This window comes from Pseudomonas sp. C1C7 (genome assembly GCF_013359595.1).
In the GTDB taxonomy this organism is placed as follows: domain Bacteria; phylum Pseudomonadota; class Gammaproteobacteria; order Pseudomonadales; family Pseudomonadaceae; genus Aquipseudomonas.
In genome coordinates, this window is the sequence record NZ_JABFMP010000013.1 from 82863 (window position 1) to 99434 (window position 16572).

Genomic DNA, 16572 nt, shown 5'->3' on the forward strand with positions numbered 1-16572 from the left:
GCCGATCAGGCTGAACCGGTGGCGGAACAAAATGTTCCAATACCCACGAATTCCCTACAAAGAGTACCGATCATGACCCAAGTCAAACTGACTACCAACTTTGGCGAAATCGTTCTGGAACTGAACGCCGATAAAGCCCCGATCACCGTGGCCAACTTCGTCGAGTACGTCAAAGCCGGTCACTACGAAAACACCATTTTCCACCGTGTCATCGGTAACTTCATGATCCAGGGCGGCGGTTTCGAGCCAGGCATGAAAGAAAAGAAAGACAAGCGTCCGAGCATCCAGAACGAAGCCGACAACGGTCTTTCCAACGACAAATACACCATCGCCATGGCCCGTACCATGGAGCCGCATTCGGCTTCGGCACAGTTCTTCATCAACGTGACCGACAACAGCTTCCTGAACCACAGCGGCAAGAACGTTCAGGGCTGGGGCTACGCGGTATTCGGTAAAGTGACCGCCGGCACCGACGTTGTCGACAAGATCAAAGGTGTTGCCACCACTTCCAAGGCCGGCCACCAGGACGTACCAGCAGACGACGTGATCATCGAGAAAGCCGAGATCATTGAGTGATATTGCTGATTTCAGATTTGCATCTGGAAGAGGAGCGCCCGGACATTACCCGGGCGTTTCTGGATTTGCTCGCCGGACGCGCCCGCTCGGCGAGTGCCTTGTACATTCTGGGCGACTTCTTCGAGGCGTGGATTGGCGACGACGCCATGACCCCCTTCCAGCTTTCCATCTGCCAGGCCCTGCGCGAATTGAGCGACAGTGGCACGGCCATCTTCCTGATGCACGGCAATCGCGACTTCATGCTCGGCCAGGTCTTCTGCAAACAGGCCGGCTGCACGTTGCTGAAAGATCCGAGTGTCGTGCCGTTCAACGGCGAGCCGGTGCTGTTGATGCACGGCGACAGCCTGTGCACCCGCGACGAAGCCTATATGAAGCTGCGTCGCTACCTGCGCAACCCGATCACCCTGTTCATCCTGCGCCACCTGCCACTGCGCACCCGGCACAAGCTGGCGCGCAAGCTGCGCAGCGAAAGCCGCGCGCAAACGCGGATGAAGGCCAATGACATCGTCGATGTCACGCCGGAGGAAATTCCGCGGATCATGCAGGAGTACGGGGTGAAAACCCTGATCCACGGGCACACCCATCGCCCGGCGATCCACAAGTTGCAGATCGGCGACAAGGCGGCGCGGCGGATTGTACTGGGGGATTGGGACCGTCAGGGTTGGGCGCTACAAGTGGACGACAGCGGCTACGCCCTCGCCCCCTTCGATTTCGCCCCGCCACCGCAATTGGCTGCGCCAACAGCCTGAACAACGCCCCCCTGCAGGCGCGGCCGAAGGCTTCGATCTTTTGATCTTCAAAAACAGAATCAAAAGATCGCAGCCTTCGGCAGCTCCTACAGAGGCAGCGCAGGCCTTAGTGGCCGGCAGAGGCCGCGGGGCCGCCTTTGGCCGTGAACGGTGGTTTGGCCAGCCAGACGATCAGAATCAGCCCCATGAACATCCAGCCCAGCAAGGTGAAGTAGTCCACCGTGGACATGATGTACGCCTGGCCCACCACCATCTGCTCCAGCTGCGTATAGGCCTTGGCCCCCGCCCCGCCCAACTGCGTCAGCGCATCGCGGGTGGCCGGGTCGTACTGGGTGATGCTTTCGGTCAGGTACGCATGATGCTGGTCGGCGCGGCGGATCCAGATCCAGGTGGTCAGCGACGCCGCGAAGCTGCCGCCCAGGGTCCGCAGGAACGTGGCCAGACCCGAGCCGTCGGCGATCTGATGCGGTGGCAAATCCGACAGCAGGATGGTCAGGGTCGGCATGAAGAACAGCGCCACGCCAATCCCCATGAACAGCTGCACCATGGCGATGTGCTGGAAGTCCACCTCATTGGTGAACCCGGCACGCATGAAACAGCTCAAGCCAATGGCCAGGAACGCCCCGCCCGCCAGCACCCGCATGTCGAAGCGCGGCGCGTATTTGCCGACAAACGGTGACAGCAGCACCGGCAGGATGCCCAACGGTGCCACGGCAAATCCGGCCCAGGTCGCGGTGTAACCCAGCCGCGTCTGCAACCACTGCGGCAGGATCAGGTTGATCCCGAAGAACCCGGCGTACCCCAGAATCAGCACGATGGTGCCGTAGCGGAAGTTGCGGTGAGCGAACAGCCGCAGGTTGACCACCGGGTGCTCGTCGGTCATTTCCCAGATCACGAAGAACGCCAGGGCCACCACGGAAATCAACGAGCCGATAATGATGAAGTTCGACTCGAACCAGTCCGCGTCGTTGCCCTTGTCCAGGACGATCTGCAGGGCACCGACGCCGATGACCAACGCGATCAGACCGACGTAATCCATCGGCTGACGGCTGGTAACCACAGGCCGCTTCTTCATCTGTTGCGTCACCACCCAGGCGGCGAACAGTCCGATCGGCACGTTGATGAAGAAAATCCACGGCCAGCTGTAACTGTCAGTGATCCAGCCGCCCAGAATCGGCCCGGCAATCGGCGCCACCACCGTAACCATGGCCAGCAGCGCCAGGGCCATCCCCCGTTTCGCCGGTGGGTAAACCGCAATCAGCAGAGTCTGGGTCATCGGGTACAACGGCCCCGCCACCACCCCTTGCAGGACCCGAAAGCCCACCAGTTCCGGCATCGAGGTGGAAACCCCGCAGAGGAACGACGCCAGCACGAACAGCAGCGTCGCCCAGACAAACAGCTTCACCTCGCCAAAGCGCCGGCTGAGCCAGCCGGTCAGCGGCAAGGCGATGGCGTTGCTCACGGCAAACGAGGTAATGACCCAGGTACCCTGCTCCGCACTCACGCCCAGGTTGCCGGAAATCGTCGGCAACGCCACGTTGGCGATGGTGGTGTCGAGCACCTGCATGAAGGTCGCCAGCGACAGGCCGATGGTGCTGAGCACAAGGCTGGGTGGCGTGAAAGAGGCGTTATTGCTCATCGCGAATCCTTGGAAACCGGGTGGGCGCCGCGCCCGTCACAGGCGCGGCCGACGGATTGGCGAATCAGCGCTTGGCGGTCTTGCTGACCGAGGCGCTGTTGTCGTGAATCAGTTGCGTGATCATGGCGTCGGCTTCGGCCAGCTGACGGTCGTAGATGCTGGTGCTGAACGAAGCCTTTTGCGGCGGTTGCTGGGCCAGCACCGGACCGCTCTGGTCGTGCAGATCGACATCGACCACGGTCGACAGGCCGACGCGCAACGGGTGTTTGGCCAGCTCATCGGCATTGACATGAATGCGCACCGGCACCCGCTGGACGATCTTGATCCAGTTACCGGTGGCGTTCTGCGCCGGCAGCAGGGCAAAGGCGCTGCCGGTCCCGGCACCGAGGCTGTCGATGGTGCCGCTGTATTTCACACTGCTGCCGTAGAGGTCGGTTTCGATCTCCACCGGCTGGCCGATGCGCATGTCACGCAGCTGGGTTTCCTTGAAGTTGGCGTCGATCCACAGTTGATTGAGCGGGATCACCGCCATCAGCGCCTCGCCCGGCTGGACCCGCTGGCCCAGTTGCACGGTGCGCTTGGCCACATAGCCGGTGACCGGGGCGATCAGGGTACTGCGGGCATTGTTCAGGTAGGCCTGGCGCAATTGCGCGGCGGCCGCCATCACGTCCGGGTGCGAAGAAACCACGGTGTCGTCGACCAGGGCGCTGGTGGTCTTGAGTTTCTGCTGGGCGTTGGCCAGGGCGTTTTGCGCCGAGGTCAGGTCGTCACGGGCGTGGGACAGTTCTTCCTGGGAAATCGCCCCGCCGGCGGCGAGGTTCTTGCGGCGGTTGTAGTTGTCCTGGGCCTTCTGCACTTCGGCCTGTTGTGCGTTGACCTGGGCTCTCTGGCCGTCGACGTTGCTGTACAGGCCACGGACCTGACGCACGGTGCGCGCCAGGGAAGCCTGGGCGTTTTGCAGGCCGATTTCGGCATCGTTGGGGTCGAAGTTCACCAGCACCTGGCCTTCCTGCACCAGGTCGCCATCATCGGCACCGATGCTCACCACCGTGCCGGTGGTCAGCGGGGTGATTTCCACCACGTTGCCGTTGACGTAGGCGTCGTCGGTGCTTTCGCTGAAGCGCCCGTAAAACTCGTGATAGGCCCAGACGCCCGCGCCGCACAGGGCGACCACGACGAAGAGAATCAGCAGCATGAACTTGCGCTTGCCCGCGTTGGGATTGCCCGGGTTCCGTTCGGTTGGAGTTGTATCGGCAGTGGCCATGACAAATACCTTGAATTAGTGAGTCAGCGTGGCTGGGGCGCGAGCGTCCGAGGCCGCGATGGCCTCGGGCTGGAATCCGCCACCCAGCGCCTGCATCAGTTGGATCGACAGGTCGATCTGCTCGGCATTCAGGCTGGCCAGCTGACGCTGGGCCTGAAGCAATTGCTGCTCGATGCTGAGCACGTCCAGGTAGTTACCGATGCCGGAACCGTACCGCTGGACCACGGTGTTGTAAGACTGCTGGGCAATGTCGGTGGCGTGCTGCTGGGCAGCGATCTGCCGACCGATGTCACGCAGCTGGTTGATGCTGTCGCTGACATCCCCCAGCGCCTTGACCAGGCTTTTGTTGTACTGCGCCACCGCCAGGTCGTAATCGGCGTCGCGGGAATCGAGGTCGGCACGCAGGCGGCCACCGTCGAAAATCGGCACGGAAATCGTCGGTGCGATGTTGAAGAAGCGACTGGCCGAACCGAACATCGCATCGCCCAACAAGGATTCGGCACCGGCAGCGGCACTGAGGTTCAAGTTGGGATAGAAGCGGGTCTTGCCGGCATCGATGTTCTTGCTCGCCGCCTCCACCCGCCAGCGCGCGGCCACCAGGTCCGGACGCCGGCCGAGCAACTCGGCGGGCAATACCGACGGCAAGGCCACGGCGCTGGCCTTGAGGATTTGCGGACGGGCGATTTCATTGCCACGGTCCGGGCCCTTGCCGAGCAACACGGCCAGGGCGATTTTCGCGCTGTTCAGGCGTTTTTCGGCGTCGATCAGGTTGGCCTGGGAAGTGGCTTCCAGGCTTTCGGTCTGCTGGAACTGGTACTGGCTGTCGATTCCGGACGCCAGGCGACGCTGGCTCAGGTCGAGCATCTGCCTGGTGCGCTTGAGGTCTTCGGCGGACAGGTCATAGACAATGTGCGCCAGTCCCAGGTCGCTGTAGGCGCGCGCGACGTCGGCGGACAGGGTCAACTGCGCGGCCTGGCGGTCGACTTCGGCGGCACGGGCCTGGCCCAGCGCGGCCTCCCAGGCGTCACGCTGACCGCCCCAGAGATCGAAGTTGTAATTGAAGGTGGCTGCCAGGCTGCGCACGGTGGCGTAGTGATCGCCCTGCCCCTGCGGGTCCTGATCCTTGGCAAAGCGCGAACGGCTGACGCCGGCGCTGGCATCGAGGGTCGGCATCCGCTCGGCGTCGGCGGCCGATGCCGCCGCAGCGGCCTGATGGGCGCGGGCGTCGGCGATCTGCATATCCGGGCTGTCGTGCAGGGCTTCGCGGATCAGACCGTCGAGCTGCGGATCGCCGAGAGTCTTCCACCAGTCGCTTTGCGGCCAGGCCGCCGGCGACAGGGTGACACCGTTGAGGGATTGTCCGGCCTTGAGGCTCTTGGCATCGAGGCTGACGCCTTCAGGGTTCAGGCCGCTGTAGTTGGCGCAACCGGCCAGGGTCATGGCCAGCAGCACCAGGCTCAGGCCCATGCGTACGGTTTTATTGTTCATGAGTGCCACCCAACCGCAGCACGGTGATCGAATCACCGGCCGCCAGCAGTATTTTCTTGAGGATGTCTTCCAGGGTTTGCAGCTCTTCGGGAGAAACCGCGCCCGCCAGTTCATTCATGGCGTCGGCGCCGATGTGTGGCAGGCGGTCGGCCAGCAACTGGCCCTCTTCTGTCAGCACCAGCCGTACCTGACGGCGATCTTCTTCGGAGCGTTGGCGGGCGAGGAAACCTTTCTGCTCCAGACGATCGAGCATGCGGGTCATCGAGCCGCTGTCCAGGGACAGGTGGCGGCACAGCTCGCCCGGCGAATCGACGCCGTACTGGGCGATGATGATCAGCACCTTGAACTGCGCGGCGGTGATACCGTGGGGTTCCATGTGCGTGTCGAGGATGCGGTCCTTGAGCAGCGCGGCACGTCCGAGCAGCATGCCGAGATGGCAATTGTGGAAGTTGTCTGGAGAGAAATGTTTCATCTGACCACCGATTAGCTGCTTAGGCAGTGAATGTATGACCAGATGTTACTGCCTAGGCAGCCAATGTCAACGTAATAGTTAGGTTGCTTTGCAATTAGTTGACCAATGGACTTGGTCAATAGCAAAAAGATCGCAGCCTTCGGCAGCTCCTGCAGGGGTTTGTGTACACCTGCAGGAGCTGCCGAAGGCTGCGATCTTTTGATTTTTGAAGGGACTAAAAGTCCCGCTTGTAGAAGATATCCAGCGAACTGGCCACGCCGCCCGCCGCTTCCAGGTAGACCTTCTTGCTCAGCTTGTAGCGCAAGGCGATGGTGTTGGCCGGTTCGAACACACCCACGCCATAACGCAGGCTGAGCTTCTCGGAGAGGTTGCCGCTGGCTACCACGCTGGTGGCATTGCCGCTGCCCTGGGTGTCGAGCTGGAAATCGTCGATGCCCAGATTCTTCGCCAGGCTGCCCGTCACCCCGGAACTGCCCATCAATCCCAGACCGAGCGCCGCCTGAGCCAGCATGTTGTTGTCCTCGCCGCTGGTGCTCAGCGGACGACCCAGCACCAGATAGGACAGCGCCTGCTCCTGGCTCATGGCCGGTTCCGAGAAGATCTGCGTGGTCGGCTGCTCGGCGCTGCCGCTCAGGCGAATGCCGGCGATCACGTCGTCGGTCTGGCGGATGGCTTCGATATCCAGATACGGCTGGTCGATGGGGCCGGCGAACAGCAGACGCGCACGACGCACGGTCAGGCGCTGGCCGTAGGCGCGGTAACGGCCGTCGTTGAGCCAGAGTTCGCCACGGGTGTCGAGGTTGTCGCCGATGTGCACATGACCCTGCAGGTTCGCCGTCAGCCCGAACCCGGAGAACGCCAGCTTCTCCTCGCCCACCACCACATCGATGTCCATGACCGTGGCCATCGGCGGTTTACCCTCTTCGGTCTGTTGGCCGACGATCACCGTGTCATCGGAGACCTTGACCGTCGATGGCGGCAATTCGCGAATGGTGATCTCGCCCTTGGGCACGTGTACTTTGCCGGCGACCGCGAGCTTGTCGTCCTTGATCGAGATCTTCAGGTCCGGCGCCACTTCAAGCTTGGCATAAGGCTCGACAGTAACCGGCAACTGCGACCCCTTGAGTGTCAGGTTCATCGCCAGCGCCTGGCCCCAGGCGATATCGCCGTTGAGACTGCCCTGCCCGGTCTTGCCGCTTTTCCAGTCGCCGTTGAGTTGCACGGTTTCGCCGGCGATCACCGCGCGCACTTGCAGGGCCTGGATCTCCATGGGCAATTCCGGGCCGGACACTTCGCCGTCGCTGAGCAGCAGATTGCCGTTGATCTGCGGCGCCAGCAGGCCACCGGTAATGGTGCCGCTGCCGTTCAAGCGCCCGGTCAGCTTCTCGACCATCGGCACGAAGGGACGGGCCACCGACAGGTCCAGGCCGCTCAGGCGGAATGAACCGGACACGGGTTTGTCCTTCGGCAGTGGATTGATCTGCGCCTGCACCATCAGCTCGCCGAGCTTGCCGCCAACAAAGTTGAGGTTGGTGTCGATGCGCTTGGGCGTGAGTTTGCTGGTGAGGTTCAGGGTCTGGTACGGGAAGTCCAGCCACTGGTCCTTTTCCTTGACCCGCAAGGTGCCGCCGCTGGCATCGATGCTGATCTGGCCGTTCGGGCCACTGGCGGGCACGTCCAGTTGCACGTCGGCATTGAGGCTGCCCTTCCAGGCGAAATCCTTCGGCAGCCATTGGGCGAGGCTTTCGATCGGGAATTGCTTGAGGTGGTAGCGCAGCTTCGGCTCCGGCATCAGGCGCTGATCTTCACCACACAGACTCGAGGCGCCGGACATCCAGCAATGGGCGCCGAAGTTGATTTTGCCGTCTGCCAGACGCTCGAGCTTTGCCGGACCTTGCAGCTTCCAGTCCTGACCGCCGGCCTGAATGTCGCCGCTGGCCAGGCGTCCGCGCCAGTTGCCCTTGTCCAGCGCGCCATCGAGACCGAGGGCCAGTTTCAGCTTCGGCCCTTGCAGATCGAGGTTGAGTTTCTGGTTCTTGATGTCGCCTTGGCCGCTGGCGGTCAGGGTGCCCAGTGATGTGTCACCGGTCTGGATGCCGCTGCCCTTGAGGTCGATTTTCGCCCGTTGCGCGCTGTCGAGCGTGGCGTCCAGGTTCAGGCTTTGCAGGCGATGTTCGGCGAACGCCAGTTGCGTGCCTTGCAGGTCGAGTTTGCCCTGGGGCGCCTTGAGGGTGCCGGCGACGTCGACCCGGCCGTTGATCTGCCCGCGCAACTGCGGCCAGAGCTGGGCCAGACGCGACAGCTTGATGTCGATCTGCCCGGCGAGTTTCTGTTGCAGGCTGCCCTTGCCATTGATGCTGTTGTCGCCGAGGCGGATCTGCAACGCGTTGAGGTTCCATTGCTCGCCGGCGCCATCGGCCTTGGCTTGCAGCACGGCCGGCTGGCCACGCAGCTTGCCCTTCAGGTCCAGGTCGGCGTTCAGGCTGAGCTGTTCGTTCTTGAACTCGCCCTTGCTGCGCAGTGGTCCGGCGAGGGTGCCCGGCAACTCGGCAACCCAATACGCCGGGTTGATTGCCGACAGGTCCAACGCGGTGTCCCAGGCGATGCCATCGGCGAATTGCAGGTTCAGGTGCCCTTCGGCCTTGCCCTGCCCGGCCACCAGCTGGATCTGTTGCAGATAGATTTTTGTCAGGTCGCCGGCGAACGGGCTGGCCAGGGTAAAGGCGCCGGCCGGACCGTCCGCCGCCGCGTCGAAGTGGCCGAGGTACTTGCCGTCGGTGTAGGACACTTCGCCCTTGAAGGTGCGCAAGGTGACTTCCGGTTCGTCGATCACCGGGTACAGGCTGTGCCAGGGGAAGTCCAACCAGTCGACTTTCGCGTCGGCGGTCAAACCCTTGCTCCAGTCCAGTTGGCCACTGAGCTTCAGGCTTTGCTTGTCGCTGGCGCTCAGGTCCAGGGCGGCGATTTGCGCGCCATTGGCGTCGATCTTGCCTTGCAGAGCCAGTGCCACCGGTCCTTTTTCGGCGGGCAGTGTCGCGTTGCCCGCTAGCTGGTAACCGTTCTTCAGGTCACCTTCAGCGGTGAGAACCAGTTGATTGAATTGCAGGGTGTCCGGCAGATCGGCGACGGGTTTGAAGTTATCGGCGGTGATACGCACCTTGGCCGGCAGATTTTCCGCCAGGGCTTGCAGCTCGCCAGTCAGTTGCCCGTTCAGGTAACCGCTGCTGTCGGCTTTCAGATTCAAGGTCTTCAGCAGATCACCGTCGACATTCAGCGCCAGTGCCCAAGGCTCGGTGCCGGGCGAAGGCAGGGTCAGTTTGCCCTCGGCCTTGAGTGGCCAGCTGCCGGTGGGTTGCAACAGGCCGGAGAGATCCAGGCTCAGCTCGTCGCGTTGCAAATGCACCGAATCGATCTGCAAGCCGTTGGCGGTCCAGTGCGCCGCCAGTTGCAGGCCCTTGAGCTGTTCACTGCCGTTGAACAGCAGGCTGCCGACCTGAATGTCGCCCAGTTCCAGGGCCACGGGCAGCTTCAAGTCCGGAAGGCTGATCGGCCCGCTGTCTGGCGCGTCGTTGCTCGGCGGAATTTGCAGGCTGACCTGATCGGCCTTCAGCTGATCGATGCACAGGGTCATGCGGGTCAGGCACAGTGGCCGCCAGGCGAAGATCACTTTGTTCAGCTCGACCCGGTCGCTGCCCTGCTCCCACAACAGATGATCGGCGCTCCACTGGCTGCCGAGACGACCCTGGAAATTGTTCAGGGTCAGGCCCGGCACGAACCCCAGCGCCCAGCGGCTACCGGTCGCTGTGCCGAGCACGCTGGTCAATGTCACGACGATCAGCAACAGCAGCGCCAGAATCGCCAGTGACACAATCTTCAAACCACGCTTCACAACTCTGGCCCCATGGAAAAGTGCAATCGGATACCGCCATCGTCGTCCAGCGCATGGGCCAGGTCGAGGCGGATCGGCCCCACCGGCGACACCCAGCGCACACCGATACCGACCCCGGTCTTGAGGCTCGGCAGTTCAAAGTCATTGAAGGCGTTGCCTTGATCGACAAAGGTTGCGACCCGCCATTTTTCGGCCACCGAATATTGGTACTCGGCACTGGCTGTCACCATGTAGCGGCCACCGATGCGGTCGCCCTGGTTGTTCTCCGGCGACAGGCTCTGATAGTCGTAGCCGCGCACGCTCTGATCGCCACCAGCGAAGAAACGCAGAGAAGGCGGGATCGATTTGAAGCCGTTGGTGGCGCTACCGCCGACCTGCACCCGACCGAGGAACCGGTGTTTGTCGAACACCGTGGTCAAGCCTTTGACCAGCGCCGAGCCGTACACCAGATTGTTGTCCGAACCCAACCCCTCCTTGGCCACCTTGGTTTCGAACGCCAGGCGATAGCCATTGTGCGGGTCGATGCGGTTGTCGCTTTTAAGGTAGGTGTAGCTCACACCGGGCATCAGCAAGGTACTGAGTCCGGAGTCGTCACCGAGCCGGTACTCCTCACGTTGCCACTTGAGCGACACCACGCGCTGCCAGCCGCTGGGCAACTTGCTGTGCCATTCGGGACCCAGGGTCAGCAGCTTGCTGAGGCTGTCCTTGTCGGCGATTTCCTCGTTCTGGTAACCGCCGGCGAAACGCAGTTTGTCGGTCAGCGGCGGGTCCAGCGGGATGTCGTAGAACAGCCCGACGTTCTGCCGGGGCGCGGAGATTTCGGTTTCCCAGCCATAGCTGTGACCCTGGGGATTGACCCAGTGGCGGGTCCAGTTGGCCTTGACCCGCGGGCCGACGTCGGTGGAATAACCAAGCCCCAGGCCCATGGTTCGCGGCTTGCGGGTGTCCAGCTTGACGTCGACCGGGATCACGTTGTCTTTCGCCGCCGTAGGCGCGGCATCGACCCGCACGCCCTCGAAGTATCCGCTCGATTGCAGCGCCTGGCTGAGTTCGGCGATCAGTTCGGAGTCGTAGGGCGTACCGGCCTTGAACGGCACCATGCGTTGCAGCAGGTCTTCATCGAACGGGGTGTCGCCTTCGAAACTGATCTTGCCCATGGAGTAACGCGGACCGCTGTCGTAGATCAGCTCTATATCAGCCACGCCGGCCCGCGGGTCGACTGCCAGTTTCGAGCTGGTGAACCGACCGCTGAAGAAACCGAAACGCGAGGCCTGGTTCTGGATCAGCCGCTTGGCGTCGTCGTATTGTCCATGATTGAGCACGGCGCCGGTCTGCAGCGCATGGTTCTTGGGCACACGAAAGGACTTGAGGGACGCCGCCGGACCGTCGACGCGGATGGTGACGTTGCGCAGGTGCACCGGCTCGCCGGGTTCGATGTCGAGGATCAGGTGCGGGGTTTTGCCACCGGTCACCTTGCTGTCGATCTGCGGCTGGTAATAACCCAGGGCCTGGGCGGCCTTGCGCGCCTGTTCTTCGGCGCCGCGACTGAAGCGCAACAGTGCCTCTTCGTCACGATCGCCGAGACTGCCGATATAGCCTTCTATATTGGCTTTGAGTGCATCGTTGGACGGTTTGATCCGCACATCCAATTCACTTTGGGCCAGTGCCGTGCAACTGCTGATCAGCAGGAGCACGCCACCGGTGATTCTTCCTGGAAACTTCATAAGCGCGGATGCTATCACGGGCTTCCTTATAAACATCGGGAGGGTGATAGAACCCGGCTCGCCCGGAAAGTTCGCCACTCAGGCCGTCGCGCTCTGCACCACCTGGGGGTTGGGGTGAAAAAACACGTGTTCGCGCACCGGTCCCACCGCCACCTCGCCAATTTCCTCGTAGCCCTGGCGCTTGTAGAACTCCAGATAGCGCGCATCGCCGGTGTCGAGCACCACGCCCTGGGAGGTTTCATCCACCGCGCACCAGTTGTGCACCGCCTGCAGCAGCTGTTCGCCAAAGTGCTTGCCCTGGAACTGCGGGTGAATCCCCAGCAACGGCAGGACATGTACCGAGTCCGACGGCGAGCACGCGGCGACCGCATCGTGATATTCGAGGTAACGACGGGTGCAGCGAAAGCCGGTGCTGAGTACCATGCGCAGGCGCCAGGCCCAGCTTTCGGTGATACCGAGCCGACGTTGCGGTGGCGCGATCAGGGCGATGCCGATCAGGCGGTCGTTGACCAGCAGGCCGATGGCCGGCAAGTCCTGCATGAAGTGCTGCGTGACCAGCTCGCGCACCGTGGCGCGCACCCGCTGCTCATAGCCCGGACGCTCGGCTTCGAACAGGTAGCTGAACGTCGGCTCGTGCCGATACGCCTGATACAACAGGGAACGCGCTTCGCGGGAATAGCCGCTGTCGAGCATGTGGATATCGGCGATGGCGCTGGAGGTTTCGGGCATGACGGTTGATCTCCCCGGCACAGCTCGAGTGGCTGCGCTCTTTTTGATATGAGGCAGTGGGCGACGACACAGTTCCTCCACAGGTATAGACGCTTGGAGCAAGACTTGCCCCACTGCCGATCAGTCATCTCAGAACGCGAGGTTCGCGGTGGATTGATTCGATGCAACACTGGCCCGATTCCTAGAGGTCAGCTAGCATCGCCCTTTTGCCAGGACTGCCGACCATGAAGATCGTCTCCTTCAACATCAACGGGCTGCGCGCCCGTCCCCATCAGCTGGCGGCGCTGATCGAAAAGCACCAGCCCGATGTGATCGGGTTGCAGGAAACCAAGGTCCACGACGACCAGTTCCCCCTCGATGAAGTCAAGGCCCTGGGCTACCACGTGTATTTCCACGGTCAGAAAGGCCACTACGGCGTCGCCCTGCTCTCGCGCCAGGAACCGATTGCCGTGCACAAGGGTTTTGCCACCGACGACGAAGACGCCCAGCGCCGCTTCATCTGGGGCACCTTCGCCGACGCCAATGGCGCGCCGGTGACCATCATGAACGGCTACTTCCCCCAGGGCGAAAGCCGCGACCATCCGACCAAATTCCCGGCCAAGGCGCGCTTCTACAGCGATCTGCAAGTGCTGCTGGAAAGCCAGTTCAAGAACGACCAGTCGCTGGTGGTCATGGGCGACGTGAACATTTCCCCGGAAGACTGCGACATCGGCATCGGCCCGGACAACATGAAACGCTGGCTGAAAACCGGCAAATGCAGCTTCCTGCCCGAAGAACGCGAGTGGATGGCGCGCCTGAAGAACTGGGGCCTGACCGACAGCTTCCGCCACCTGAACCCCGAAGTGGCTGACGTCTTCAGCTGGTTCGACTACCGCAGCCGCGGTTTCGAGGACGAACCCAAGCGTGGGCTGCGGATCGACGTGATCCTCGCTTCCCACGGCTTGCTGCCTCGAGTCAAGGCGGCGGGTGTCGACTATGAACTGCGCGGAATGGAAAAACCGTCGGATCATGCGCCGATCTGGCTTGAATTGAGCTAAAAGCAAAAGATCGCAGCCTGCGGCAGCTCCTACCTTGGATAGGTGTACTCCTGTAGGAGCTGCCGCGGACTGCGATCTTTTGATCTGTCATATTTCCGACATCCTACTGACTTAATCTCCCGGCACTCCCTTTGGCTATATAAGGTGCCGGCATGACGCTGCGCGTGTTGTTCCTGTTGATGCTCTGCGTCTGGCTGCCGCTGACGGCTTCAGCCGGTGATTTGCCGACGCCGGAACACGGCCCGGTGCTGCGCATCCAGGGGTCCAACACCATCGGCGCCGCGTTGGGCCCGGCGCTGGTCCAGGGTCTGATGCGCCAACAGGGCCTGGTCAAGATTCACAGCGAAACCCCGGACACCGCCAACGAACTGCGCATCGTCGGCGAAACCGCCCAGGGGCGCCGGGTCGAGGTGGAACTGGCGGCCCACGGCTCCAGCACCGGCTTTGCCGCGCTGAAAACCGGCAACGCCGACCTCGCCGCCTCATCGCGCCCGATCAAGGACCGCGAGGTGACAGACCTGCAAGCCCTGGGCGATCTGAAAAGCCCCGGCGCCGAACAGGTCATCGCCATCGACGGCCTGGCGATCATCCTCCACCCGCAAAACCCGCTGAACCAGCTGGACACTGTGCAACTGGCGCGGATTTTCAGCGGCGACGTCAAAACCTGGGAAGAAGTCGGCGGCAACGGCGGCCCGATTCATCTGTATGCGCGGGATGATCAATCCGGCACCTACGACACCTTCAAGGAACTGGTACTCAGCGGTCGCGGGAAAACCCTGAGCGGCGCCGCGAAACGCTTCGAATCCAGCGAGCAGTTGTCCGACGCGATCAGCCTCGACCCGCAGGGCATCGGCTTCATTGGCCTGCCCTACGTGCGCCAGGCCAAGGCGGTGGCGATTGTCGATGGCCAGTCCCAGGCCATGCTCCCGCTCAACAGCCTGATTGCCACCGAAGACTACCCGTTGTCCCGCCGTCTGTTCTTTTACCTGCCGCCGGCCGGTAACAACCGATGGGCCGAGGCACTGGTGGCGTTTGCCCAAAGCAGCCAGGGCCAGGCGATTGTCGCGGCCAACGGTTTCATCGCCCAGACCGTGCAGGCCATGACCGTCACGCCGAACGCGCTGATGCCCGAGGGGTATCAGGGGCTCAGCCGTCACGCCCAGCGGCTGTCGGTGAATTTTCGTTTCGAGGAAGGCAGCGCCACGCTGGACAACAAGGCCCGGCAGGACCTGACACGGGTGCTCGACTATATAAAGCAGCATGAGAAAAACGATCGGCAGATCACCCTGGTCGGCTTTGGCGACGCCAAGAGCGACCCGGCACGCGCCGACCTGCTATCGAAACTGCGGGCCATGGCGGTACGGCGGGAACTGGTGAAAAGCGGCGTGGTGTTGCGCGAGGTGCGCGGGTTTGGTGCCGAGATGCCGGTGGCGGCCAATAACGAGGATGAGGGGCGGATCAAGAATCGGCGGGTTGAGGTTTGGGTTTACTGAGTTGAATGGCCAAGCAATGTGGCGAGGGAGCATGCTCCCGCTCGGTTGCGCAGCAACCGCAATTCAGGCGACCCGTTAATCCCGGCGTACCTGATTTGGGGCCGCTTCGCGACCCAGCGGGAGCAAGCTCCCTCGCCACAGAGTTTTTTATTGCCCGCTACGCAACATCTCTTTCGGCACATACTTGCCGATTTCGAACTTGCCAATCGCCGCGCGGTGCACTTCGTCCGGGCCGTCGGCCAGGCGCAGGGTGCGCTGCATGGCGTACATGTAGGCCAGCGGGAAATCGTTCGACACCCCTGCCCCGCCATGGATCTGGATCGCCCGGTCGATCACCCGCAGGGCCACGTTCGGCGCCACCACCTTGATCTGGGCAATTTCGCTCCTGGCCACCTTGTTACCGACGGTGTCCATCATGTACGCCGCCTTCAAGGTCAGCAGGCGCGCCATGTCGATTTCCATCCGCGAGTCGGCGATCTTGTCGACGTTGCCGCCCAGTCGCGCCAGCGGCTTGCCGAACGCCGTGCGCTCCACCGAACGCTTGCACATCAGTTCCAGCGCACGCTCGGCCATGCCGATCGAACGCATGCAGTGGTGAATCCGGCCCGGGCCAAGACGACCCTGGGCAATCTCGAATCCGCGACCCTCGCCCAAGAGCACGTTTTCGTACGGCACCCGCACGTTGTCGAACAGAACTTCAGCGTGGCCGTGGGGCGCGTCGTCGTAACCGAACACTGGCAGCGGGCGGATGATCTTCACGCCGGGAGTATCGACCGGCACCAGAATCATCGAATGCTGGGCGTGACGCGGTGCATCCGGGTTGCTCAGGCCCATGAAAATCAGGATTTTGCAGCGCGGGTCGCAGGCGCCGGAGGTCCACCATTTCTTGCCGTTGATCACCCACTCGTCACCGTCGCGCACCGCACGGGCGGCCATGTTGGTGGCATCGGAAGACGCCACGTCCGGCTCGGTCATGGCGAACGCCGAGCGGATCTCGCCGCGCAGCAGCGGCTCGAGCCAGCGCTGTTTCTGCTCTTCGTTGGCGTAGCGCACCAGCACTTCCATGTTGCCAGTGTCCGGCGCCGAGCAGTTGAACGGCTCCGGCCCTAGCAGCGAGCGGCCCATGATTTCCGCCAATGGCGCGTATTCGAGGTTGGTCAGGCCGGCGCCGAGTTCGGACTCAGGAAGAAACAAATTCCACAGGCCTTCGGCCTTTGCCTTGACTTTGAGTTCTTCCATGATCGCCGTCGGCTGCCAGCGGTCACCCTCGGCGACCTGGCGCTCGAACACGGCTTCGGCCGGATAAACGTAGGTGTCCATGAACGCAGTCACGCGTTCGCGCAGTTCCTGGACCTTGGGCGAATAAGCGAAATCCATGAGCAGATACCTTCTTGGGGGAGGTTGTTTAGATCATGCAATCGATGCTAGAACAGCTACGAAAATTTACCTAGCCTATTCTCGGCGTGTATTAACATTCATCACCGATATATGATCGGCTGATTGCCAAGGCCC

12 protein-coding genes are annotated in these 16572 nt (G+C 62.4%); 4 read left to right on the plus strand and 8 right to left on the minus strand.

Annotated elements, in window-relative coordinates; genetic code table 11:
* Positions 1-72 precede the first annotated feature (72 nt).
* Both HNO86_RS13275 and lpxH read left to right on the plus strand, forming a co-directional pair.
* Entirely contained in the window at positions 73-576 is a 504-nt protein-coding gene (locus tag HNO86_RS13275) for a peptidylprolyl isomerase (RefSeq protein WP_175377403.1), read from the plus strand.
* Positions 573-1325, plus strand: coding sequence for a UDP-2,3-diacylglucosamine diphosphatase (gene lpxH / locus HNO86_RS13280; protein ID WP_175377404.1), 753 nt, complete (start codon positions 573-575; stop codon positions 1323-1325). Before HNO86_RS13275 ends, lpxH begins: the two co-directional genes overlap by 4 nt.
* A gap of 106 nt (positions 1326-1431) precedes the next feature.
* On the opposite strand, the gene HNO86_RS13285 is transcribed toward lpxH, so the two are convergent.
* The 7 genes from HNO86_RS13285 to HNO86_RS13315 form a co-directional block, all read right to left on the minus strand.
* Entirely contained in the window at positions 1432-2964 is a 1533-nt protein-coding gene (locus HNO86_RS13285; protein ID WP_175377405.1) for a DHA2 family efflux MFS transporter permease subunit, read from the minus strand.
* Between the two features lie 64 nt (positions 2965-3028).
* A complete protein-coding gene (locus HNO86_RS13290; RefSeq protein ID WP_175377406.1) occupies positions 3029-4228 on the minus strand; it encodes an HlyD family efflux transporter periplasmic adaptor subunit in 1200 nt (399 codons plus the stop codon).
* A 15-nt stretch (positions 4229-4243) separates the two neighbouring features.
* Positions 4244-5716, minus strand: a complete 1473-nt coding sequence (locus HNO86_RS13295) for an efflux transporter outer membrane subunit (RefSeq protein ID WP_175377407.1) — start codon at positions 5714-5716, stop codon at positions 4244-4246.
* Positions 5706-6188: a MarR family winged helix-turn-helix transcriptional regulator gene (locus HNO86_RS13300; protein ID WP_175377408.1), complete on the minus strand. Its 483-nt coding sequence runs from the start codon at positions 6186-6188 to the stop codon at positions 5706-5708. The genes HNO86_RS13295 and HNO86_RS13300 overlap by 11 nt, the downstream gene beginning before the upstream one ends.
* A gap of 214 nt (positions 6189-6402) precedes the next feature.
* Complete coding sequence (locus HNO86_RS13305) at positions 6403-10077, minus strand: translocation/assembly module TamB domain-containing protein (protein ID WP_175377409.1); 3675 nt, start codon at positions 10075-10077, stop codon at positions 6403-6405.
* Positions 10074-11801: an autotransporter assembly complex family protein gene (locus HNO86_RS13310; RefSeq protein WP_175377410.1), complete on the minus strand. Its 1728-nt coding sequence runs from the start codon at positions 11799-11801 to the stop codon at positions 10074-10076. Before HNO86_RS13310 ends, HNO86_RS13305 begins: the two co-directional genes overlap by 4 nt.
* Positions 11802-11879: 78 nt before the next feature.
* Positions 11880-12530, minus strand: a complete 651-nt coding sequence (locus HNO86_RS13315; protein WP_175377411.1) for an N-acetyltransferase — start codon at positions 12528-12530, stop codon at positions 11880-11882.
* Positions 12531-12754: 224 nt separating this feature from the next.
* On the opposite strand from HNO86_RS13315, the gene xthA reads away from it, so the two are divergent.
* A complete protein-coding gene (gene xthA, locus HNO86_RS13320; protein WP_175377412.1) occupies positions 12755-13567 on the plus strand; it encodes an exodeoxyribonuclease III in 813 nt (270 codons plus the stop codon).
* A 152-nt stretch (positions 13568-13719) separates the two neighbouring features.
* Entirely contained in the window at positions 13720-15060 is a 1341-nt protein-coding gene (locus tag HNO86_RS13325) for a substrate-binding domain-containing protein (protein ID WP_175377413.1), read from the plus strand.
* A gap of 147 nt (positions 15061-15207) precedes the next feature.
* Here the strand turns inward: HNO86_RS13325 and HNO86_RS13330 are convergent, their stop codons facing one another.
* Positions 15208-16437, minus strand: a complete 1230-nt coding sequence (locus tag HNO86_RS13330; protein ID WP_175377414.1) for an acyl-CoA dehydrogenase — start codon at positions 16435-16437, stop codon at positions 15208-15210.
* Positions 16438-16572 lie beyond the last annotated feature (135 nt).

Coding starts and splice junctions, on each gene's coding strand:
- HNO86_RS13275 (WP_175377403.1), top strand. CDS start 73: ATGACCCAAGTCAAACTGACTACCAACTTTGGCGAAATCGTTCTGGAA.
- HNO86_RS13285 (WP_175377405.1), bottom strand. CDS start 2,964: ATGAGCAATAACGCCTCTTTCACGCCACCCAGCCTTGTGCTCAGCACC.
- HNO86_RS13290 (WP_175377406.1), bottom strand. CDS start 4,228: ATGGCCACTGCCGATACAACTCCAACCGAACGGAACCCGGGCAATCCC.
- HNO86_RS13295 (WP_175377407.1), bottom strand. CDS start 5,716: ATGAACAATAAAACCGTACGCATGGGCCTGAGCCTGGTGCTGCTGGCC.
- HNO86_RS13300 (WP_175377408.1), bottom strand. CDS start 6,188: ATGAAACATTTCTCTCCAGACAACTTCCACAATTGCCATCTCGGCATG.
- HNO86_RS13310 (WP_175377410.1), bottom strand. CDS start 11,801: ATGAAGTTTCCAGGAAGAATCACCGGTGGCGTGCTCCTGCTGATCAGC.
- HNO86_RS13315 (WP_175377411.1), bottom strand. CDS start 12,530: ATGCCCGAAACCTCCAGCGCCATCGCCGATATCCACATGCTCGACAGC.
- xthA (WP_175377412.1), top strand. CDS start 12,755: ATGAAGATCGTCTCCTTCAACATCAACGGGCTGCGCGCCCGTCCCCAT.
- HNO86_RS13325 (WP_175377413.1), top strand. CDS start 13,720: ATGACGCTGCGCGTGTTGTTCCTGTTGATGCTCTGCGTCTGGCTGCCG.
- HNO86_RS13330 (WP_175377414.1), bottom strand. CDS start 16,437: ATGGATTTCGCTTATTCGCCCAAGGTCCAGGAACTGCGCGAACGCGTG.